General features: G+C 52.6%; 18 protein-coding genes and 1 pseudogene. 5 read left to right on the top strand and 14 right to left on the bottom strand.

What is annotated here, in order from left to right; all coding sequences use genetic code 11:
* Positions 1–166 precede the first annotated feature (166 nt).
* Both acs and SIK69_RS03995 read left to right on the top strand, forming a co-directional pair.
* Positions 167–2,071, top strand: a complete 1,905-nt coding sequence (gene acs, locus SIK69_RS04000; RefSeq protein ID WP_319785463.1) for an acetate--CoA ligase — start codon at positions 167–169, stop codon at positions 2,069–2,071.
* Positions 2,072–2,532: 461 nt separating this feature from the next.
* Entirely contained in the window at positions 2,533–3,006 is a 474-nt protein-coding gene (locus tag SIK69_RS03995) for an outer membrane lipoprotein (RefSeq protein ID WP_319785462.1), read from the top strand.
* A gap of 423 nt (positions 3,007–3,429) precedes the next feature.
* Here the strand turns inward: SIK69_RS03995 and SIK69_RS03990 are convergent, their stop codons facing one another.
* Genes SIK69_RS03990 through SIK69_RS03975 form a run of 4 tightly spaced genes read right to left on the bottom strand, consistent with a single transcriptional unit; the run spans position 3,430 to position 7,434 of the window.
* Positions 3,430–4,158 carry an acetoacetate decarboxylase gene (locus tag SIK69_RS03990; protein ID WP_319626617.1) on the bottom strand — a complete coding sequence of 243 codons (729 nt, stop codon included), beginning with the start codon at positions 4,156–4,158 and terminating at the stop codon, positions 3,430–3,432.
* A gap of 55 nt (positions 4,159–4,213) precedes the next feature.
* Positions 4,214–5,284, bottom strand: a complete 1,071-nt coding sequence (gene buk / locus SIK69_RS03985) for a butyrate kinase (protein ID WP_319785461.1) — start codon at positions 5,282–5,284, stop codon at positions 4,214–4,216.
* Positions 5,285–5,297: 13 nt separating this feature from the next.
* Positions 5,298–6,200: a phosphate acyltransferase gene (locus SIK69_RS03980; RefSeq protein WP_319626619.1), complete on the bottom strand. Its 903-nt coding sequence runs from the start codon at positions 6,198–6,200 to the stop codon at positions 5,298–5,300.
* Positions 6,201–6,246: 46 nt separating this feature from the next.
* Positions 6,247–7,434, bottom strand: a complete 1,188-nt coding sequence (locus SIK69_RS03975) for an acetyl-CoA C-acetyltransferase (RefSeq protein WP_319785496.1) — start codon at positions 7,432–7,434, stop codon at positions 6,247–6,249.
* A 614-nt stretch (positions 7,435–8,048) separates the two neighbouring features.
* On the opposite strand from SIK69_RS03975, the gene SIK69_RS03970 reads away from it, so the two are divergent.
* Complete coding sequence (locus SIK69_RS03970; protein WP_319785460.1) at positions 8,049–8,753, top strand: helix-turn-helix transcriptional regulator; 705 nt, start codon at positions 8,049–8,051, stop codon at positions 8,751–8,753.
* 28 nt (positions 8,754–8,781) lie between these two features.
* On the opposite strand, the gene SIK69_RS03965 is transcribed toward SIK69_RS03970, so the two are convergent.
* From SIK69_RS03965 to paoA, 7 genes and pseudogenes are all read right to left on the bottom strand, one after another.
* Positions 8,782–9,387 (bottom strand): acyl-homoserine-lactone synthase, encoded by a 606-nt coding sequence (locus tag SIK69_RS03965; RefSeq protein ID WP_319626621.1) that lies wholly within the window; start codon positions 9,385–9,387, stop codon positions 8,782–8,784.
* 761 nt (positions 9,388–10,148) lie between these two features.
* Positions 10,149–11,138, bottom strand: coding sequence for an aldo/keto reductase (locus SIK69_RS03960; RefSeq protein WP_319785459.1), 990 nt, complete (start codon positions 11,136–11,138; stop codon positions 10,149–10,151).
* A gap of 118 nt (positions 11,139–11,256) precedes the next feature.
* Positions 11,257–11,811, bottom strand: a complete 555-nt coding sequence (locus tag SIK69_RS03955; RefSeq protein ID WP_374941362.1) for a nucleotidyltransferase family protein — start codon at positions 11,809–11,811, stop codon at positions 11,257–11,259.
* A pseudogene (locus tag SIK69_RS03950) lies at positions 11,798–12,749 on the bottom strand (XdhC family protein); the annotation flags it as partial. The gene SIK69_RS03955 and the pseudogene SIK69_RS03950, both read right to left, overlap by 14 nt.
* Positions 12,750–12,758: 9 nt before the next feature.
* Positions 12,759–14,957: an aldehyde oxidoreductase molybdenum-binding subunit PaoC gene (gene paoC, locus SIK69_RS03945; RefSeq protein WP_319785456.1), complete on the bottom strand. Its 2,199-nt coding sequence runs from the start codon at positions 14,955–14,957 to the stop codon at positions 12,759–12,761.
* 3 nt (positions 14,958–14,960) lie between these two features.
* Positions 14,961–15,911: an FAD binding domain-containing protein gene (locus tag SIK69_RS03940; RefSeq protein ID WP_319785455.1), complete on the bottom strand. Its 951-nt coding sequence runs from the start codon at positions 15,909–15,911 to the stop codon at positions 14,961–14,963.
* Positions 15,908–16,459, bottom strand: a complete 552-nt coding sequence (gene paoA / locus SIK69_RS03935; RefSeq protein WP_319626627.1) for an aldehyde dehydrogenase iron-sulfur subunit PaoA — start codon at positions 16,457–16,459, stop codon at positions 15,908–15,910. Before paoA ends, SIK69_RS03940 begins: the two co-directional genes overlap by 4 nt.
* A gap of 559 nt (positions 16,460–17,018) precedes the next feature.
* On the opposite strand from paoA, the gene SIK69_RS03930 reads away from it, so the two are divergent.
* Entirely contained in the window at positions 17,019–18,572 is a 1,554-nt protein-coding gene (locus tag SIK69_RS03930; protein WP_319626628.1) for a peptide MFS transporter, read from the top strand.
* A gap of 162 nt (positions 18,573–18,734) precedes the next feature.
* Positions 18,735–20,432: a GGDEF domain-containing protein gene (locus tag SIK69_RS03925; RefSeq protein WP_319785454.1), complete on the top strand. Its 1,698-nt coding sequence runs from the start codon at positions 18,735–18,737 to the stop codon at positions 20,430–20,432.
* Here the strand turns inward: SIK69_RS03925 and SIK69_RS03920 are convergent, their stop codons facing one another.
* The 3 genes from SIK69_RS03920 to SIK69_RS03910 are packed head-to-tail and all read right to left on the bottom strand — an operon-like array spanning position 20,433 to position 22,696.
* Positions 20,433–21,113: an amino acid ABC transporter permease gene (locus SIK69_RS03920; protein WP_319785453.1), complete on the bottom strand. Its 681-nt coding sequence runs from the start codon at positions 21,111–21,113 to the stop codon at positions 20,433–20,435. It abuts the gene before it with no gap.
* Positions 21,103–21,879 carry an amino acid ABC transporter permease gene (locus SIK69_RS03915; RefSeq protein WP_319785452.1) on the bottom strand — a complete coding sequence of 259 codons (777 nt, stop codon included), beginning with the start codon at positions 21,877–21,879 and terminating at the stop codon, positions 21,103–21,105. The genes SIK69_RS03920 and SIK69_RS03915 overlap by 11 nt, the downstream gene beginning before the upstream one ends.
* Positions 21,866–22,696: an amino acid ABC transporter ATP-binding protein gene (locus tag SIK69_RS03910; RefSeq protein ID WP_319785451.1), complete on the bottom strand. Its 831-nt coding sequence runs from the start codon at positions 22,694–22,696 to the stop codon at positions 21,866–21,868. Before SIK69_RS03910 ends, SIK69_RS03915 begins: the two co-directional genes overlap by 14 nt.
* Position 22,697 lies beyond the last annotated feature (1 nt).

The following is a 22,697-nucleotide window of genomic DNA, read 5'->3' as shown; positions in this document are numbered from 1 at the left end:
TTATGTTGCTGCGTAGTCGTGTCAATTAAGTAACATTATCTCATACTGACACATAGCTGATTTGAATTAGCTATACCTTCTGAGTATAAATCATACGGTAATTCTTTTTTAAATATCATATCAGAGAGCATTTATTCTACATCAGCCAGAAAACAGAGGGTAAGGTATGACTACATCTCAGGTTTCTTTTACCAGACAGGATAGTTATTCTGCACAGTATTACTTTTCCATTACACACACGGATGCTTATTGGAAGGAGGAGGCTTCACATCTCACCTGGATGAGGCCTTTTGAAAAAATCAAAGAGACGTCTTTTTCACCCGGTGAAGTCGATATTCGCTGGTTTAATGGGGGCAAGCTGAATGTTTCAGAGAATTGCCTGGATCGACATTTGAAGACACGAAGCGACCAGGCCGCGATTATCTGGGAAAGCGATGATGGTAAAGAAACCCGTACACTCAGTTACAGTGAGTTACTGAATCAGGTCTGTCTCTTTGCCAGCGCACTACTCGAGTTGGGGATCCGTAAAGGCGATACTGTGACGCTGTACATGCCGATGGTGCCAGAAACGGCTATTGCCATCCTGGCTTGTGCTCGAATCGGTGCTGTTCATAATGTTATTTTTGCTGGCTTCTCATCTGATGCACTCGCTGAACGTATGGCTGATGCCGGTTCCAAACTTGTGATTACCGCGAATGAAGGATTGAGAGGGGGAAAAATAATACCCCTCAAAACCTACGTTGACCGAGCCCGTCAATACTGCCGGGAAACGTTGGGCCATGAGGTCCGACAGACCATCGTACTCAAGCGGACCGATAGCAAAACAGCCTGGGAACCCGGTATTGATCATTGGTGGCATGAATTGATGATCCCCACTGCACCGGTTGTTGAGCCTGTAGCCATGGATGCAGAAGACCCTCTGTTTATTCTTTATACTTCTGGTTCGACCGGAAAGGCAAAGGGGCTGGTGCATACTACTGCAGGCTATCTTGTCTATGCTCACAGCACCTTTCGTTTTCTTGCAGGTGATTCCCGCATTTTTTGGTGTACTGCTGATGTGGGATGGATCACCGGTCACACCTATATGCTTTATGCCCCGTTATGTGCTGGCCTAACCACGGTAATGTATGAAGGAATACCTGGTTCACCCTCGGCGGATCGGCTGGCAACAATCATTGATCGGCATAATGTCGATATGCTGTACACGGCCCCGACACTCATTCGTAGCTTGATGTCTGCCGGAAATGCCGCGCTGGGTAATTCACACCGAACCTCCTTGCGCCGATTGGGGACGGTTGGAGAGCCGATAAATCCTGAAGCCTGGCGCTGGTACAGAGACGTTTTTGGAAATGGCCGATGCCCGGTGATTGATACCTGGTGGCAGACCGAAACGGGAGGGATCATGATTGCTCCCGTCAGTGGCGAAAACAAGCCCGGGGCGGCTGCTACCCCATTATTCGGTATCCGGGCAGATATCGTTGATGATGAGGGGCATCCGGTCCCCCCTATGACGCGTGGGAATTTGGTCATCCGTGACTCCTGGCCCGGTCAGGCACGGACCATTTATGGCGACCATGCCCGATTTGAAGAAACGTACTTCTCAACTGTGCCTGGTTGTTATTTCACCGGGGACGGGGCGTGGCAGGATGAAGATGGGCATTTCTGGATCTCGGGCCGGGTAGATGATGTTCTCAATGTGTCTGGGCATCGCTTGGGAACAGCTGAAATTGAATCAGCCATCACATCGCACCCGGCAGTCTGCGAAGTGGCTGTCGTCGGACAGCCCCATCCTGTTAAGGGCGAATCGGTATATGCGTTTGTGACCTTGATGAACGGGCAAAAAGTGTCGGACTCGTTGTCCACTGAACTTCGTGTGCGTGTACGAGAAAAAATTGGCGCGTTGGCGGTGCCGGAGGTGATCCACTGGACACCCTACCTGCCTAAAACACGTTCAGGAAAAATTTTACGACGGGTACTTCGAAAGCTCGCCGCCGGAGAAACCCGGGATTTAGGTGACTTATCTTCGCTGGCAGATCAGGAAGGGCTTTCAGCATTTTTGCAGCAAAAATAATCGAAAGCGAAGATCGATAAGAGACCGAACTGTCTGTCATGCCTGAAGCTTCGACTATAAGTCCTTTGTCGCGAATATTATGACGTGATCTGCCCTTATTTAATGAATGGGTTCTGAAACATCACGCTGTTCATATACCACGTTCCTGAACGAAAATGTATATTAAAAGCCCTACGGGGCTTTGGTTAATTCTAGGCGTTTCCCTCCCATTATTATGTTTCGCGTTGCGGCTAAAAAACATCAACTACTCACAATAATCGTCGAATGGAGCAAGTTAGTAAAATATAAATTATGGACAAAAAGTGGAGATTGATATGCATTTTGTAACATAGTGGTAAATATTAATTTGGATTAAAATAAACTTCCATAACATCCATTTTTCCTTATTAATAGTGTTGATTGAAATTTCGTGAGTTTTTTACTTGCCCCAATAATTAAAAATTATTCACTGTGGAGTAAATATGACTGTACACAAATCCCTTCTGGCTATTCCATTATTGGCTTTAACACTAACCGGCTGCGTTAACAACAACAGGCTGGCAGGGGACGTTTATCAAGCCTCAGATGCCAAAACGATCCAAGCGGTATCCTACGGGACGATTACTAACGTTCGTCCTGTTCAGCTGCAGGCAGGCGATGATACCAACATTGTCGGTGGTATTGGCGGAGCTGTGCTTGGCGGCTTCCTGGGTAACACCGTTGGTGGTGGAAGAGGGCGTTCTCTTGCCACTGCTGCCGGGGCCGTTGCCGGTGGAATGGCGGGACAGAAAATTCAGGGGGAAATGAATAAAGACCAAGGGGTTGAATTGGAAATCCGCAAAGATGATGGCAAGACTGTGATGGTGGTTCAAAAGCAAGGGGAATCTGTGTTTACGGTCGGCGAACGTGTCGCCCTTGCCAGTGACGGTCACCAGGTAACGGTATCCCCCCGCTAACATCCTGGGTTCAGATAATCATCCTGAAGCCTTGCGATGGCAGGCTTCAGTTATAAAATCTGTCAGGGGGTTTTGCGTGGGAATATATCTGTCAGGTGCTTGAGATTACCCAATCTGTTAGAGATAGTGTGACAGCCATACATAATTATGCCGTTGATTATCTGTTTTATCCTATGAATTCGAATGTACAAATAACAGTATTTGGGAAAGATATACAGCTCAGATTTGGGATAATACACAAGTATGCTCAGATGAATGGGATGAGACGGGATGCATGTTTATCGGAAGATTTAACTGACTCTGATGGCTTAAAAATCCCTCTATCCCGAATCATACTGTCCGAACATTCAGCCCGTTTCGGCAGCTAGGATCAGAGTCAGTTAAATTGTTCTTATTGACAGCAGTAGTGGTAAATAATCTACCTTAACCTTTAAGGTAATCAACAAGCACTTCGCCATAAGGTAGCGTGAGATCGGCAATGAAATGGCTGCCGGAAAGAACGTTCTTGACCGGTAATTCGCTGACTCTGGCCATTACATGCGGGTGAAGTTCAAGTGTCGCAGGTCCTGACCATGCACCTTTCACGTGAATATCGGTCATAACGTACTGCACCAGCTGACAAATGGCTGGGCTACCATCAACATGCGGAATGTTCTTCACCAAAAAACAAGGTTCTCCCAGTGATTTCTGTACAGCCTGGCAGTCCAGGCGGGTAGGTTTCCACGGCATAGTACCGGTTGCCACACGCACTTTACCGTAATCCAGCGTACCCAGGAGATAGTCCCCGTCCACTTCCAGGTGTGGGGTCCCCAGCGTTTTGGGGAATCCCCAGATTTCCCGCCCACCGGCGATAGGAGGGTGACGGTCCAGATACATCGCGTGAACGTAGGTCCCGGAAACCCCTTCATAGGTAACAGGAATGACCTGACCTGATTCGCTAAACCGACCAAAACCTGTGGCATCAGGCATATGCATGAATTCGTATTTTACAATCGGGTCTGGCGCAACCATTCCTGGAGGAAGAATACGGCTAAGCGCTTGTGGATCCGTTTCGTAGGTAATAACAAAATATTCGCGATCAACAAAATGATTGGGGGCTTCTGTATAGCCCAGATTCCCCTGCAAAACAGGCATTTTGAAAGGATGTGTCATGTAAAACTCCATAGCTCCGGACGACATCGGTGATCCGGAGCAGTATTAACGTTGGTCAGTAGTTAAGGATAGGACGACGACCAGATAGACCGTCCAGAACGCCTACGACAAGCGCATCCATTTCTTCCTCTCCAGGATAAAGGACAATTTCTGAAGAAATGAAACGAATCCGTTGGCTGATCCAGCCAGTCAGAAGATGACTGCGAGCAATGCTACCGGTCAGGATAACGGCATCCACATCTCCATTTAGCACCACTGCGCAAGCACCGATTTCTTTTGCTACCTGATAAGCCATACTTTCCATGACCAGGGTTGCTTTTGTATCGCCACCCTCCACACGGTGCTCAACTTCAAGCATATCTTTCGTGCCGAGATAGCTGTAAACGCCACCTTCACCAATCAGCTTTGTATAAACTTCCTGACGGCTGTATTGACCGGAAAAACACATGTCAATCAGAGCCAGAGGAGGGACACCGCCAGCCCGCTCCGGGCTCATTGGACCATCCCCACCGAGCGCAGAGTTTACATCAACAATTCGCCCCATTTTATGCGCGCCCACGCTGATGCCACTCCCAAGATGGGCCACGATAAGGTTCAGTTCCGAAAGCGGCTTTCCCTTCTCCCGTGCATAGCGGCCTGCGACTGCCTTGTGATTCAGCGCGTGAAAACTGCGGACACGGGAGATGTCAGCCATGCCGGACAAACGGGCAATATCTTCATATTCATCGACCATCACAGGGTCTACCGTATAGGCTATTTTCCCTGCCTGAGATTCCTGTGCCAGTTCATGGGCCAATATGCCTCCCAGATTTGACGCATGCTGGCCATTCAAACCAATGGCTGCATCGTGCAGATACGCTTCATTAATTCGGTATATCCCGCCTTCGAGATTACGAACCATCCCGCCACGGCCGACAAATTCATCAATGTTACTTAACTGAAGCCCCTGAGCTTTCAGGGCGTTCATAATCGCCTTTTTACGGTATTCCTTTTGCTCTGCAATACAGGAATAAGCTGTCAGTTCTTGTGTTGGATGATTAATCGTCTGAGAGAAAATCGCCTTATCGTTATGGAATACCGCCACTTTAGTGGACATACCGCCAGGGTTAATTGCCAGAATATTCATACATCACCCTTTATTATGAGCGGCACTGTGCCACGGCACACACCATGGCATAGTATTTGGTCTCTACGGAGTCGGAACGGGACGGGAAGTCTACCGGAGCACGGGTACCCATGATGAAGCTGGCTGCTCGTGCGCCGCCAAGGAAGGTGGCCGTTTTATAGAACGTATTGGCTGCGTTAATATCTGGGAGCACAATCAGATCCGCATCACCACCAACGTCAGTGTCTAAACCTTTATGTGCAACGGATTCTTTACTGAAAGCCAGGTCGATTGACAATGGGCCATCAACGCTACACCCCTTAATACCGCCACGACGATTCATTTGGCTCAAAATGGCAGCATCAATGGTTGATGGCATCGCCGTTTTCACACCTTCTGTAGCCGCAATGATTGCAACCTTAGGTTTTTCAATGCCAAGCGTATGGAATACCTCCACGCACTGGCGAATCATTTGCGCCTTATCATTCACATCTGGTGCAATGTTGATCCCTGAATCGGTGAAGGCGAAGACTTTATGGTAGGAAGGGATTTCGACAAAGGCTGCCTGTGAAACCAGACGTGAGACCTTCAGACCCGTTTCTTTATGCAAAATAGGCCGCAGATAGTCAGCGGTTTCCAGTGCACCACGCGTCAGCACATCTGCTTCACCTTCACGGACGAGTGCAACGGCTGTCTGGCAGGCACGAACCTTCTCTTTGACATCAATGATTTTGAACCCGCTGACATCAAACGCAATCTCATCACAAATACGCAGTATTTCATCTTTATTCCCGACCAGGACAGGCTCTGCAATTTTGTTTTGAGTCAGACGTTTTAAAGCGGAAAGAGTGGTTTTATCTTCTGCTGCCGCAACGGCAATTTTTTTACCCGGACGGGATTTGGCTATTTCTACAAATGTTTCCAGTGACTTTAACATAATGACCTTCTAAATAATTATGAAAACAACAGGTTAACTGAGGGAATTAGATGAGCTCGACGGTTGCAGCGATCCCCATTCCACCACCAATGCAGAGCGTCGCCAGGCCTTTCTTAAGCTGTTGTCGGCGCATTTCATGAACCAGTGAAACAAAAATACGCGTTCCGGATGCTCCCACCGGATGCCCCAACGCAATAGCCCCGCCGTTAACGTTGACGCGGTTTGTGTCCCACTGCATTTCACGGTTAACCGCAATGGCCTGAGCGGCGAAGGCTTCATTGGCTTCAATTAAATCCAGGCTATCAACACTCCAACCTGCTTTTTCCAGAGCTTTTCGTGATGCAGGTACCGGACCGGTTCCCATCAATTCAGGTGAGACGCCGGCTGTCGCGACACTACGCAATACCGCGATTGGCGCGATGCCAAGTTCGCGGGCGCGACGGGCTGAAGCCAGCACGACCATGGCGGCACCATCGTTCACACCTGATGCATTCCCGGCCGTCACCGTTCCCTGAGGATTAAATGCCGGTGAAAGAGAGGACAGTGCATCGGGTGTAGTTTGGGGGCGAGGGTATTCATCACGACAAAATTGCAGGGAGGGTTGGCGCTTGCGGGGGATCTCGATGGTGACTATCTCACTCTCAAAACCATGGTTTTCTAACGCCTGCGCGGCTTTTTGCTGAGACGCATAAGCAAAATTATCTTGCTCTTCCCTGGATATCTGCCATTTTTCAGCAATATTTTCGGCCGTCTGGCCCATGTGATAGTTATGGAAAGCATCCCATAACCCATCTTTTACCATCGAGTCCTCAAGTGTCCATGGTCCCATTTTTACCCCCTGACGGGAGCGGGGGAGAATATGAGGTGCCTGACTCATATTTTCCTGGCCACCAGCAATAACGAGTTCTGCATCCCCGTTTTTGATAGCCTGAGCAGCCAGTTGAAGTGTTTTTAAACCGGAGCCACAAACTTTATTAATGGTCAGCGCAGAAACATGTTCTGGGATCCCTGCATTGATAGCTGTCTGGCGCGCCGGGTTTTGCCCACAACCGGCGGTCAATACCTGCCCGATAATCACTTCATCAATATTTTTCGGATCAAGGTTGAGTTTCGTTAATAAATTTTTAATAACCTTAGCACCTAGTGTAGTTGCAGACATAGTTGACAACGAACCATTGAATGCACCCACCGCCGTTCTGGCTAAATCTAGAATTACAACATCATTATCTTTAATCACTTGTGACTCCTGGAGACGTATCATAACAATATGGTGTGACTTGTCAGGAACAGAAAGTTAACTGATTACGGGTTTGAAAGTCCGTAATGAAATTATTTAACTTCTCGTTAATACTAATTAAATCAGGACGAGATAATGATGACAGACCGCAAAAGCGTTGGCTTTAAGATAACTGTGTGCATAAGTAAGGTTTAGATAAAAAACGTCGAGAATCAAGGGTATTTTTATATTAACTAAACATCGGGCTCGGTAGGGTAGGATAAGTCGCCAGATCCTCATGATAATAATTGAATACTGAAACACTATTTTCAGGTTGATATGATGGCGGCTGCATTTCCAGAGTGCTATTATCGTGGTTGGTGAGCGCTTCTGGTGGCAATACATACCACGAGTTTTCGCCGTGATAATCGTTGTTGTTTGTTTTTTTGTGCCGCATATCGCTCTAACAGTTTGAGCTGAGAGAGATGAATCTTTTCCCAGCATGCAGACGCTATCCTATTGTAATATTTCTGACATCCAGGATTATTTACATAACCACACAATTACATACCCTTTGCAAGGATATGTTAGGTTATTCTGTTGAGGTTTGGATAAACATTTATGGAGCGCACTTGGAACAACAAAACCTATCGGTCAAAATCAAGCGTATTTTTTCTGATTATCTAAGAGAATCCAACTTGACAGATATGATGTATACATATTTAGTCTTGAAAAAAACGAATCCATCTGAAATTTTCACTGCCTCAACTTATCCTGCAGCCTGGCAAGATATCTATCTTTCTAATAGCTATCAATTTATTGATCCAGTCGTATTAATTGCAATGAACCGTATAACCTCATTTAGTTGGGCAGAGTGCTTTTCTTTAACGGAGAGAGCAAACCTGACTAAAGTGTTTACACAGTCGGCCAAGCAAGGCATTACTGGAGGATATACCTTCGTCCTTCATGATCACTGTGATAATTTAGCTATGTTATCATTTCTACTTCCTCCTGGTGATGAGAGTCGTGAAATAAATATCATTGAAAACAAAAGCAACATTTTTCAATTTTTAGTAGACACCCATGCATATTATCTTGACATTACCTCAAATAAAAAAGATAGCTCATTTGATAAACCATTGTTCTCCGCAAGAGAACATGAGGTATTTTATTGGGCAAGCAAAGGAAAAACCAATGTTGAAATAGGATGTATGTTGGGCATTACATTAAGTACTGTGAAATTTCATTTGCGTAATATATGTAAAAAACTCGGTGTTACTAATAGTAAGCATGCAATACGTCTCGGCATTGAACTTAACTTGATTATTTCACCTTAATGTAAGACCCAACCAGCTTAGTGCATTACTATGCCGCTAACGGTAATGCATTGTGTTTGGTTATTTTACTCATCAATGTGCTCACTGTAACTTCATCAACAGGAAGCTGAAGTAAATAAATATTTTGATGTTTCTCTGAAACACCAATGTTTAAAATGGACAACTTCCAACCTGATCGTTTGATGATTAACATCATCGCATGACTCACAATTGTTAGGATCCCATCATAGCCATGCTGACGTGCATAGTTAACAATAGCCAGGAACAGATCATGAGTTACCGGGTATCCACTCCCCAGAAGATCCGCAGCTCGCTCCTTATCAACAAAAAAACGGCTGGACTCAATGAAATTGCCTTCAGGTATTTTTAAGTCTTTAAAGTAATCATGAAACGTATGCGTTATCATATTAGGATGCTTGGTTTCAATTAAACGAGCACTGCAGATCAGAGAATCATTACTTACTCCAAAAATATACGACGCATTTTCGTTATCATACTCATCAAACTCCATGTTGTCCTTGCATTTCACTGCCCACTTCAAACGGTCGCTAAATGTTTTTTTTCTTAGTTTAAAGCACTCATTTAATTTCTTACCTTCAATCTCGTTAAAGGATTCATCAAAAAAAGAAATCATGTTTACTCCATGTAATTTAGTAAATCGAATGTTGCCGAGACAGATAAATAATAGTCTTGTTTTTTTCTCATGCTGTAAGAAGTTGAAATGACTAGTAATATTATTTATTTTGGAGTAGTGCGATAATGTTATTGTGTTATTCGGTTGGATTGCTGACACACATTCAATAAATGGTTGTGTATCAAATGGATATGATCTGATTTTTGTGCTTGCGACTTTTTCTAAGACTAAGGGGGTTAATATGTGTCGCCCTCGAGGTAAAAGTGTTGTAACAGATTGTTATTTTTATTGTTTTATCTGCTTTTATTTTTTGAAGAAGCAATTAAATACGTGCCTAAGCACAGAAAAATAATACGTTAATGTAATGATGTGTTATTTGTATATCAAATACATTATTATTTACAGCAAAAAATTACTTAAGGATAAATAGACGGCATTGATTCACCGTGGTGATGGTTATTTTGAAGTAAATCAATGGATTATGGTGGGGTAGGGGAGTGGTATTGAGATTGTGATGTGAATATCCAAGTAATGGCTTTGCGGAACTGAACTGTTTTTTCCTGAACGGGAGGCATTTCGGCACGGGTTTTCAATCGCGACAGCCGATGAACTTTTTGATTTTATTATCTTGAGATGAAATAAAATTGACTCGATAAAGGGCTTATCGAGTCGCATGGATATCTGTTTGGATGCCAAAGGTAGGGGGGATAATAGGCTGGCTAATTCTACTAACTATTCAAGGGAAGTGGTGGGATAAAGCCCTAACGTCCCACTCTCGCCTGTAACGCCGCCGGGTAGCGTTCCCCAACGATTTTTACCGTTTCCAGCGCCTGGTTAACTTTGCGTAACTCATCCTGACTCAGAATAAGGTCCGCAGCCCCCAGATTTTCCTCCAGACGATGTAACTTGGTGGTGCCAGGAATAGGCACGATCCACGGTTTTTGTGCCAGCAGCCAGGCCAGGGCAATCTGGGCAGAAGTCACGCTTTTTTCGGCGGCGATTTCACCCAGCAGCGCCACCAGTTTTTCATTGGCTTCTATGGCCTCAGTGGCAAAGCGCGGCACCTGGCTGCGGAAATCGTCTTGACCAAACGTCGTTCCAGCTTTAATGGCCCCGGTCAGGAAGCCTTTACCTAACGGGCTGAATGGCACAAAGCCGATCCCCAACTCTTCCAGCAGCGGTAGGATCTCCTGTTCCGGTTCGCGCCACCACATCGAATATTCGCTTTGCAGCGCGGCGACCGGCTGCACCGCATGCGCCCGGCGGATGGTTTGGACACCCGCTTCGGACAGGCCAAAATGTTTAACTTTGCCTTCAGCAATCAACGCTTTCACCGTGCCAGCAACGTCCTCAATCGGCACGTCCGGGTCGACGCGATGCTGATATAGCAGGTCAATGACGTCGGTTTTGAGGCGACGCAGCGAGCCTTCCACCGCCTGACGAATATGCTCCGGACGACTGTTCAATATTTGCTGCTTATTGTCGGCCCCGAAGGTAAATCCAAATTTGGTGGCGATAATCACCCGATCACGGAACGGTTTTAACGCTTCGCCGACCACTTCTTCATTCACATACGGGCCATACACTTCGGCGGTATCGAAGAAGGTAACGCCGCGCTCGACGGCGGCGCGGATCAATTCCACTGCCTGACGGGTATCTGTGGCCGGGCCGTAGCCATGGCTCAGGCCCATACAGCCCAGGCCGAGGGCCGAGACTTCAAGCCCGGATTGACCAAGAAAACGTTTTTGCATACGGGAATTCCTCTATTGCGGCGGCGGTATACGTCGGGTTTACGGCTTGTTCTGAAGAGGATTGAAGCATAGCGCAGGGGGATTAATTTGATTAGAGGGTGTAATTTGCTAAGGTTTATTAATTGGGTTCATTAATCAGCGCTTGAGCCCACTGCAAATCGCTCAGGGTGTCGATGTCATGCACCATGCCGTAATCGGCAAGGGCAAGATCCAGCACCGCGCCCCGTTGACGAGCGCGGCGCACAATTTCCCTGGCCCCGGAGTCGCCGCTGAGCGCCAGCAACTGCGCCTGATACGCGCGACTAAATCCCACCGGATGGCCTGACTGCTGGGCGTAACAGGGCACGACCAGCGATTTTTCGGACAAGCCTTCGGCCACGCGTTGTAGGGTGGCCGGTTGAATCAAAGGCAGGTCAGCGGGCAGGATCAGCCAGCCGGAGGCGTGGGGCGTGGCGCGCACGCCGAGCGAAATCGACTCCCCCATTCCCTGTGTGCCGCCTTCCGGACGGACGATATACCAGCCAAGCCCGCTGGCCTCTGCCGCCCGGATGACATGGCTGAGGACAGACTGCGTGCCTAACTGTGCCTCCAGCTTGTGGGTTGTCGCCCCGGAGGCCAGAAAGCGCTCCCCACGTCCTGCGGCGAGAATAATCACCACCGGGGAGGGCACTATGCCTCTCCTGATGCGAGACGCGCCGCCGCCACATCCGCCAGCACCGACAGCGCCAGCGAACGCGCATCGCGGGCCTTGGGGAAGATGCCAATCGGGGCTTTGATCCGCGCAATTTCATCCGCACGCCAGCCCAACGCCTTCAGTTTTTGCACCCGCTGGCAATGGGTGCGATGGCTGCCGAGTGCCCCGATATAAAATGGCGCAGCCTCGCGGGTGGCCAGCAACAGTGGGATTTCCCGCTGTAAATCATGCCAGAGCAGTACCACCGCGGTGTCGGCATCTATTATCCTGGCATCAACCGATGGGAACGACTCACTGAGGTGAACCGCAAAACCGGCGGCCTGTGCGAGCGAGGCTGTCATCTGCGCTTCAACCGAGCGCCCACACACCAGCACCTGTACATTGGGCCGATACCCCATCTCAAAGCCAGCATCACGCCACCCCGTTTGTGTCCGGGCCGGGAGACTGCGCAGCGTCTGCGTGTGGGGATCGTAACGCAATCCACAGGGCTGACGCTGTTCAAGGTTGTTGAGTACCGCCAGCAGCGGCTGAGACGAGCGCAAAACATGAATGCTCAGGGTTATGCCGCCCCCACAGGGCAGGACGATATCGAACCACGGCGAGCCCGCCCCATAGCGCACCTGGCGGTCTTCTCCGGCGACGATGGCTTCCATCGCTTCAAAAGATGCCGCGCTTTCCACGCAGCCACCGGAAACAAAACCGCAATAACGGCCATCGTCGCGCACCGCCATTTGCGCGCCCAGTGGCCGGGCCGCACCGCCGTGAATGTCGACCAGGGTTACCAGGGCCGCCCGCATCCCCGAGGTGAGTGCCTCCACCGCGAAGCGTAAAACGTCGCGGCTGTCGTCGGTCAGAAACGCCTGTTCGGGTTGCAGCAGGCGGTTTTCAGGGCTGTCGAGCAGCGAAGCATTGTGCATGGCAGCTCCTTAGCCCACGTCCGGCAGGGCGTGGAGCAGTTTATCCAACGTCATGGGATAATCACGCACTCTGGCACCTGTTGCGTTATAAATCGCATTGGCAATCGCCGCGCTAACACCGCACAGCCCCAGTTCGCCCACCCCTTTGGCTTTCATCGGGGAAGAAATCGGGTCGGTATCATCAAGGAAAATTACCTCCTGTTGCGGGACATCGGCATGAACCGGCACTTCATAGCCCGCCATATCGTGATTGACGAAATAGCCCAGACGGTTATCGACCGCCAGCTCCTCCATCAGCGCTCCACCAAGCCCCATGGTCATCGCGCCGATAACCTGGCTGCGAGCCGTTTTGGGATTAAGAATGCGGCCTGCGGCACACACCGCCAGCATCCGACGGACGCGAACTTCCCCGGTGGCGGCATCAACCCCGACTTCGACAAAGTGCCCGGCGAAGGTCGACTGCTGATACTGCTCATCGAGATCGCCAAATTCGATAGTCTCTTCCACGGTCAAGGTGCCGCCTTTCGCGGCGTCTGCCAGCGGGGCGCTGTGCGTCGCATCCCTGATTTTGCCCTCGGCAAACGTCGCCTGGTCTGGGTCAAACCCCAGCGCCTTGGCTATCGCGTCGCGCAGTTTGACGCAGGCGGCGTAGACCCCGGCGGTCGAGGTGTTGGCCCCCCATTGTCCACCGGAACCGGCGGAGACCGGGAAGTGCGAGTCACCGAGTTTGACCTCAATGTTCGCCATCGGTACGCCGAGCATCTCTGCAGCCGTCTGGGCAATTATCGTATAGCTGCCGGTGCCGATATCCGTCATATCGGTTTCCACGGTGACGTTGCCGTTGGCGTCGAGATGTACGCGTGCCCCGGAGGGGGCCAGCAGGTTATTGCGAAAACCCGCCGCCACGCCGTAACCCACCAGCCAGCGCCCATCGCGAACCTGTGCCGGAACAGGATTTCGCTGCTTCCAGTCAAAATGATCCGCACCGGTGCGCAGGCATTCGATCAACTGACGACGCGAAAAAGGACGGCTGGGATCGGCGGGATCAACCTGGGTATCGTTCAGAATGCGAAACTCAACCGGATCAATACCCGCTTTCTCGGCAAGTTCGTCGATGGCAATTTCCAGCGCCATTAATCCCGGCGCTTCGCCCGGGGCACGCATCGCATTGCCTTCCGGCAGGCTGAGGGTGGCAAGGCGCAGACCGGTATGGCGATTAGCCCCGGCATACAGCAGCTCGGTTTGCTGAACCGCCGTCTCCGGCGTGCCGCCCGGCAAATTTCCGGACCAGCTATCATGGGCGATGGCCGTGATTTTACCGTGGCTGTCGCTGCCGAGGCGGATGTGCTGAAGGGTCGCCGGACGATGGGTGGTGTTATTGGCGATAAGCGGGCGGGGCAGCATCACTTTCACCGGACGCTTCACCGCCCGGGCAGCGAGCGCCGCCAGCAGCGCGTCGCTACGCAAAAACAGTTTCCCGCCAAAGCCACCACCGATGTAGGGGGAGATGATGCGAATCTTATCTTTCGGTATCCGCAGGGTTTTCGCCAAATCGGTTCGACACCAGTCAATCATCTGGTTCGATGTCCAGAGCGTGAGCGTGTCGCCTTCCCAGACTGCCATGGAGGCATGAGGCTCCATCGCCAGATGGCTCTGGTCTGGCGTGGTATAGGTGGCATCGAGTTTCACCGCTGCCGCAGACCAGGCCGCGTCAAAATCACCGACGTTTTTATCCGGTGCGTCTTCAGGGGGCGTGGTGACTCCGGGTTTCGCCTGCGCCAGTGAGTACTCTCCCGGCTCGCGCTGATACTCGACCTGCACCAGCCCGGCGGCGGCGCGCGCCTGCTCAAAGGTATCGGCCACCACCAGGGCGATGGCCTGGTGATAATGTTCAATTACCGGGCCGCCGAGCAGCATGGCGGTGTTTCTCTCCCCTTTATCCAGCGGCCCGGCGTTGTCGGCGGTGATCACCCCCAGCACGCCAGGCGCTTGTTGCGCCGCCTGCACCTTCAGGGTGGTGATACGCCCCTTCGCAATGGCCGACCCGACCACATAGCCATAGGCCACGTCATCGGCTTTATCATGCCATTCGTAGGCGTAGTGGGCGGTGCCGGTGGTTTTTAACGGGCCATCAATTCTGTCGTGCGGACGGCCCACCACGGTGAGCCGATCGATAGGGTTTTCACCTGCCGGTTTATCAAATTTCATCTGTCAGGCCCTCGCTTCGGTCAGCACTGAGGCGAGCGTTCGCTTCGCCAGAATGAGCTTGAATGCATTTTCAGAGGTGGGATGCGCGCTGGCGAACAACCGGTCATACACCGCCTGCGGCCCCTGCGGGATAGCCGCATCCGCCTCGTCAAGACGCCAGGGTTTCGGGGCAACGCCGCCCAACGCTACGCGGCCACTGCCGTCCGGCTGCACGATGGCGGCTACCGACACCAGTGCAAACGCATAGGAGGCGCGGTCGCGCACTTTGCGATAAATGTGGGTTCCCCCGACGGGAGCGGGCAGCGTCACCGCCACGATCAGTTCGCCCGGTTGAAGCACCGTTTCCTGATGGGGAGTTGAACCCGGCGTGAGGTAAAAGTCGGCGAGGGGGATTTTTCGCTCCGCGCCGTTGGGGCTGACGGTTTCGACCACCGCATCCAGCACCCGCATGGCGACCGCCATATCGCTGGGATGGGTGGCAATACAGGCCTCACTCCCGCCGACCACCGCGTGCTGGCGGCTGAACCCGCCGAGTGCGGCACAGCCGCTGCCGGGAGCGCGCTTATTGCATGGCTGGTTAGGGTCGTAAAAATAGGGGCAACGCGTGCGCTGAAGAAGATTGCCTGCGGTGGTGGCCTGATTGCGTAACTGACCTGAAGCTCCGGCGAGCAGTGCTCGGGAGAGCACCGCATAGTCGCGACGGATCTGCGGCGCGGCGGCCAGATCGGTATTACGCACCAGTGCGCCGATGCGTAAACCACCTTCGGAGGTGGCTTCAATCCGATCCAGCCCCAGGCCATTGACGTCAATCAGATGCGCGGGCGTCTCAATTTCCAGCTTCATCAGGTCGAGCAGATTGGTGCCACCGGCGATAAATTTTGCCCCGGCGATACGCCCCGCGATGGCTGCTGCCTCCGCTGGCGTTTTGACCCGTTCGTAGGTAAAGGCTTTCATGGTTTCAGCTCCCCGGCGGCATCTTCGATTGCGGCGAGAATGTTGGCGTAAGCCCCGCAGCGGCAGATATTGCCGCTCATTCGTTCGCGAATTTCCTCAGCGGTCATCTCTGGGAGGGAAACCAGGTCGAGCGTGACGTGGCTGGGAATGCCGTCTTTGATCTCCTGCACCATCCCCACAGAGGAGCAGATTTGCCCCGGGGTGCAGTAGCCGCACTGGTAACCATCATGCTCGATAAAGGCGGCCTGCATCGGATGGAGATTATCAGGCGTGCCCAAACCTTCAATAGTGGTGATGTCGGCATCCTGATGCATCACCGCCAGCGTCAGGCAGGCGTTTAGCCTGCGGCCATTGACCAGCACCGTACAGGCCCCGCATTGGCCATGATCGCAGCCTTTTTTGCTGCCGGTCAGCTGCAAATTCTCACGCAGCGCATCCAGCAGGGTGGTACGGGTATCGACCTCAATCTGATAACGTTTGCCGTTGACGCGAAACGCGACGGGAAGGTGTACGGGTGGTGGTGTCACGAGGGGTTCAGGGCTGCTCATGCCAGGCCTCCAGATATCGAAGTAAAAAAAAGAAGCGGAGTGCTGTACTGCTGTCGGATTTTTAAACGTTAAGCATAGACGGCGATGGGGCGGGGATTATTCTTAAAACGTCATAAGCGTCATGAAGTGAGGTCATCAATCCCCGGTGAGGGGGAGGGCAGAATGCGCAGTTAGCCGTTTATCAGACTCCGCGTCTGGAATTAAAACTAACCTGCCATTTCAATAATTCTTTTACGCTTGTTGCTGGCATGGTTATGCAGTGTAAGCGCGTTGGTAATTGATGTATCTTTTTGTAATAAAAGAGAAAGTACACCTATTTTTGTCAGTATCGGCCTGTCAATCACTTTTCGGCTCTGACAAACTAAAAATCTACAAAACTAGACAATCGTCGAATTTTTATCTTAAAGTCCCGGGGTTGGTACTAGACAAAACCACTGACCAGTTATCAAATGGTTAAATAATATCTTGCAGAATGTAAAAAGAGCAGTCGGTTCGAGAAAGGGCTGCCCTGCATTTCGCTATTTTTGAGCATCACAACACGCTTTCTTTGGGAGAATTTATGCAATCTTCTGTTCATAAAAACGAGAGTCGGACCTTCTTCGGGCATCCGTATCCGCTCGGCTCGCTGTTCTTCACGGAAATGTGGGAGCGCTTCTCGTTTTACGGTATTCGTCCGCTGTTAATCCTGTTTATGGCGGCCACCGTCTATGACGGCGGTATGGGGCTGGCGCGTGAAAATGCCTCAGCCATCGTCGGGATTTTTGCCGGTAGCATGTACCTGGCCGCGCTGCCGGGTGGCTGGCTGGCGGATAACTGGCTCGGTCAGCAGCGGGCGGTATGGTACGGCTCAATCCTGATTGCGCTCGGTCACCTGTCGATTGCGCTGTCGGCGATGATGGGCGACAGCCTGTTCTTTATCGGCCTGATGTTTATCGTGCTGGGCTCGGGTCTGTTCAAAACCTGTATCTCGGTCATGGTCGGCACTCTGTATAAAAAGGGCGATGCGCGTCGCGATGGCGGCTTCTCGCTGTTTTATATGGGCATCAATATGGGCTCGTTTATCGCACCGCTGATCTCCGGCTGGCTGATTAAAACCCACGGTTGGCACTGGGGTTTTGGTATCGGTGGTATCGGGATGCTGGTGGCGCTGGTTATCTTCCGCCTGTTTGCCGTTCCGGCAATGAAACGCTACGACAGCGAAGTCGGTCTGGACTCCACCTGGAATAGCCCGGTAGCGAAGAAAAACGGCGTGGGTGCCTGGCTGCTGGCGCTGGCCGTTGGCGTGGCCGTGGTGGTGGCGCTGATTGCCCAGGGCGTGATTGTCATCAACCCTGTCGCCGTTGCCAGCGTGCTGGTGTATGTGATTGCCGCTTCGGTAGCGCTGTACTTTATCTACCTGTTTGTGTTTGCTGGCCTCAACCGCAAAGAGCGCGCCCGCCTGCTGGTGTGCTTTATTCTGCTGGTGTCGGCGGCCTTCTTCTGGTCAGCCTTCGAGCAGAAACCCACCTCATTTAACCTGTTTGCCAATGACTACACCAACCGCATGATCGGCGATTTTGAAATTCCGGCCGTGTGGTTCCAGTCTATCAATGCGCTGTTCATTATTCTGTTGGCTCCGGTGTTCAGCTGGGCCTGGCCGATGCTGGCGCGTAACAATGTGCGCCTGAGCAGCATCACCAAGTTCGTAATCGGTATTCTGTGTGCGGCCGGGGGCTTTGGCCTGATGATGCTGGCGGCAGAAAACGTGCTGACCAACGGTGGTGCGGGCGTGTCTCCCTTCTGGTTGGTGGGCAGCATCCTGATGCTGACCCTGGGTGAACTGTGCCTCAGCCCGATTGGCCTGGCGACCATGACGCTGCTGGCCCCGGAAAGAATGCGTGGTCAAATGATGGGCCTGTGGTTCTGCGCCAGTGCGCTGGGTAACCTGGCGGCGGGCCTGATTGGTGGCCATGTGAAGGCCGACCAACTGGATATGCTGCCGGATCTGTTCGCACGCTGCTCCATCGCGCTGCTGATTTGTGCAGCGATACTGGCGGTGCTTATTGTGCCGGTGCGTCGTATGCTGGCGAATGCTCAGGTAAAAACCGAGCCAAAACCGGTGGCGAATGCCTAAGTAACTCCTGTTCGCCCGGCGGCGCTTTGCTTGCCGGGCCGACAAAATCGGTGCCCGTCTGCTGCCCATTTAACCTGAATCCCCTGAAAAATCATCCGCAATCTGTCACTAACCCCGCGCCTGCGTTAGACTTAAGCCTATCCGTTGTTCTTTGCTGACATAATGAAAAAACTCAAAAAAGCCTCGTCGTCTGCAAACGTGCTTCGCTATCTGTGGGGCTCAACTGCTGCAACGCTTATTCTGACCTCGATTCTTTCCTGGTGGCTGCTGTCCGGCTCCTGGGCGGCATGGCATAGCGCGCGCAACAACGTGATTCAGTTCGATAATTTTTACCAGGTGCTGCTGGTCTCTAACGATCTGGCGAGCGAACGTGCCTATGCCAATGAGCTGGTGCTGAGCCCGCAAGAGAAGAAAGCGCAGGCCGGAGCGTCGCTGGACAACAGCCGCCAGATAACGGACCGTGATCTGGCGAAGATCCCGGCCGATTTGCTTTCTCCGGCGCTGCTGCGTTCCACCATCGAACAGCTCAAACCCGCGCGGAATAAAGTGGACCAGTTCCGTGAAGTGACCCTGAGCGACCCGGTTGTCGCACAACGCGCCATTGATAGCATGGTCGCCGCGACCGATTTTTATCACGAAGCTTTATTCCGCCGTACTTCAGAGTTTCTGCTGTTAGAACCTTCCGCATTGGGGCCGATTTTACGGGCCCAGGCGCTGGGCGAATTGCGTGACGCCACCGGGCGACTGGGGGCACAGTTGATTATCCCGGTCGCCACCCACACGCCTATCCCGCTCGGTAATATTGAAGCACTCAGCCGCGGCAAGGAACGTATCGCCGTGCTGTGGTGGCTGCTACGTACCCAGGGCGCTGAAGCTCACTATTTACCGGGCTTTATGCAGCAGCTCGAGAGCACACGCGATCAGTTCGAAAAGCAGGGCGTGGCGATGATTGATAGCCTGGTGATCGAAAGCGAGAGCGGCCAGCCTTACAGCGTCGATGCTGCGAATTTTGCTCTTCGTTATCACGCCAGCCTGGGATCGTTTAATGAGCTGCTCGACACTTATCTGGCGGGGGTGAAGAAGCATTATGTTTATACGGAACAACAGGCCCTGCTGCACCTGATGATGGTGGTGGTTATCCTGATCGTTCTCAACCTGCTGGCGATGGGGCTCATTTTTTACGTCCGCTCCCGCGTACTGCGACCCATTCTGCGCCTGAATGAAATTGCTACCGGGATTATCGCCGGGAAACAGCAAGATACCCTGATGAATGACAGCACCGCCGAAGAAGTGCAGGAACTTTTCTCTTCGCTCGGGACGCTCGGCGATAAGCTGCGGGAGCAAACGCGGCTGAGTAAAACACTCCAACGCCAGTCAGAGGAAGACCCGCTCACCAATTTGTTAAACCGCCGGGCGTTTGATGCACTAGGCGGGAATTTGCTCAAGCTGGCGAGTCCTCAGCAGCCCGCGTGGCTGATCATGATGGATGTCGATCACTTTAAGTCGATCAACGATACGTGGGGGCATCCGACCGGCGATAAGGTGCTGGTACAACTGGCGACGACGCTGAAAAAATTCAGTCGTCCGGGGGATGTGATCGGCCGTCTGGGCGGAGAGGAATTTGCGATGATATTCTGCTCGCCGGGCCATGAAGACGTTACTGGATACACCACCCGCATTCAGAACGAAATTCGCCGTCTGCGTTTCGAAGGACCGAAGGGCGAACCGTTTTCGATTACCGCCAGTTTTGGCGTGGCATCAGGCTGGCAGCAGGAGTTAAGCGACATGCTGGCGCAGGCCGATGCGGCGTTGTATGAAGCCAAAAACAGCGGGCGCGACCGGGTGTGCGGTCTGCCCTGATTAGGCGTTCTGACGCTGAAAACGGCGGGCCAGCAGGCTCAGACTGCTGCACAGCAGGTAGTAAATCACCGCGATAAAGATAAACAGAGCCATCGGATAAATTTGCACCCGATTATTCACCTGCCCGGCGACGGTGGTTAGCTCCTGAACGTTGACAATAAATGCCAGTGAGGTGTCCTTCAGCAAGGCAATCAGGATCCCGACCAGCGAGGGCATCACGTTGCGCAGCGCCTGCGGCAGCAGAATATGCCACAGCGCCTGACCGTGGCTAAAGCCCTGAGTCTGTGCCGCCTCGAACTGTCCGGCGGGCAGCGCTTGCAGGCCCGCCAGCACCGAGTGCATTACCGCGGCACTGGTAAACCATGCCAGCGCCAGAGTCACCGTCACGGCACCGGGCAGTGAGCTGCCGGTAATCATCGGCAGCAAATACCACAGCCAAAAAATCACAAAGATCAGCGGAATGCCGCGAATCAGTTCTGCCCACAGAAAAAGCACCCGGCGCACGATCCCGGTGTAACGCCAGGCGGTACAGGCCAGCAGCACGCCTGCCGGAATGGCCAGCGCGGCGGCACCGAAGGCCATCAGCAGCGTCAGCACCACGCCGCCGGGTTCACCCTGCGCGAGCCGTCCCCACAGTAAATAGTCCAGATTATCGGTAATGACCGCCAGGTTAGCGTTCATGCTGAGGTTCACCTTGTGTCAACGTATTAGCTGGGCGGGCAGGGGGGCGTCTGGCGAGCGGCAGACGAGTCAGAAGGAATCCCAAGACCATGCCGGTCAACAGATAGAGCCCCGTTCCTACTGCGAATGCCTCTAACGCGTGGGCGTTATAGCTTTCGATTTGCCGCACCTGATAGGTCAGCTCGGCAAAGCCTATCCCGCTCGCCAGGGAAGAGAGCTTCATCAGGTTAAGCACTTGGCCGACTACCGGCTGCCAGGCGTAGGTCAGCCCCTGTGGCAGCAGAATATGGCGTAGCAGCGCCAGACGGCTGAACCCTTGCGACACGGCGGCTTCCACCTGGCCTATCGGCACCGCCCGCATTCCGGCGGTGATTTCCTCAATCAAAAAGGCCGACGTAAACGCCGCCAGCCCCCAGGCAGAACACAAAAATTCCGGACTAAACCACCAGATGTTGCCCGGCAGCACCGACCAGCCGTGGCTGACGTTAACCGCATCCCGCAGCTCTTGAGGCAACAGATTCCACGCCGCGAAGTACCAGAACAGCAGCTGCACCAACAGGGGGGTATTGCGGAAAAGAGACACCCAGACCGCGACTACCGCGCGACCGGGCTGTCCGCCCGCGAGACGCAGCAGCAAAAACAGCCCGGTCAGCAGACTCGCGAGTACAATACCGATGGCGCTGACCCACAGAGTGGTCAGGTAGCCGGAAAGTATCCATTGTAGAGGCTGCCCGCTGAGCACGCCTTGCCAGTCAAAGGCTGGCATGAGGTTGTTCCTCCGTGTGCAGAGGATCCAATACTTTATGCAGGAAGCGTTGCGCTCGGGGGTGCTGAGGGCGAGTGAAGAACGCCTCCGGGGGGCTGCTCTCGAGGATTTCGCCGCCGTCGATAAACACCACCCGGTCGGCAATTTCGCGCGCGAACTGCATCTCGTGCGTCACCACCACCATGGTTATTCCGCTGTGCGCCAGCTGTTTCATCACCAGCAACACCTCGCCAATGGTTTCAGGGTCGAGGGCCGAGGTCGGTTCATCAAAGAGGATAATCTGCGGTTCAGAGGCCAAAGCCCGGGCGATGGCGACGCGTTGCTGCTGGCCGCCAGAGAGCTGGGCCGGATAATGATCCGCTTTCTCTGCCAGCCCGACTCTGGCGAGCAGGGCGCGGGCCCGCGCGGAGGCATCAGCTTCGCTCTGCTGATGCACACTTCTCAGCGCCAGGGTGATGTTCTGTAGGGCGCTAAGATGAGCGTAAAGATTAAACTGCTGGAAGACGAAACCTATCCGGCTGCGCAACTGACGCAGCGCCCGACCGCGCAGATGGCGGGTAGGGTGGTTATCAATCAGGATCTCGCCCTGGCTCAGGGTTTCCAGCTGGTTGATAAGACGAATCAATGTCGACTTTCCCGAACCGGACGGCCCCAGTATGGTGACAACTTCGCCTGGCGAAATCGTGAGATTGATGTCGCGCAGCACCTGATTCTGGCCCCAGATTTTGCTGACATGACGAAATTCGATGCTGGCCTGTTGCAAGCGATAAGGCTCCGCGGCCTGCGCGGCGGAGCGTGTGAAGCGTCCTGACAGCATA

It is taken from the genome of Scandinavium lactucae (assembly GCF_033843265.1).
In the GTDB taxonomy this organism is placed as follows: Bacteria; Pseudomonadota; Gammaproteobacteria; order Enterobacterales; family Enterobacteriaceae; genus Scandinavium; species Scandinavium lactucae.
Note: the sequence above shows the minus strand (reverse complement) of the source record. Positions and strands in the feature narration are given on the sequence as shown.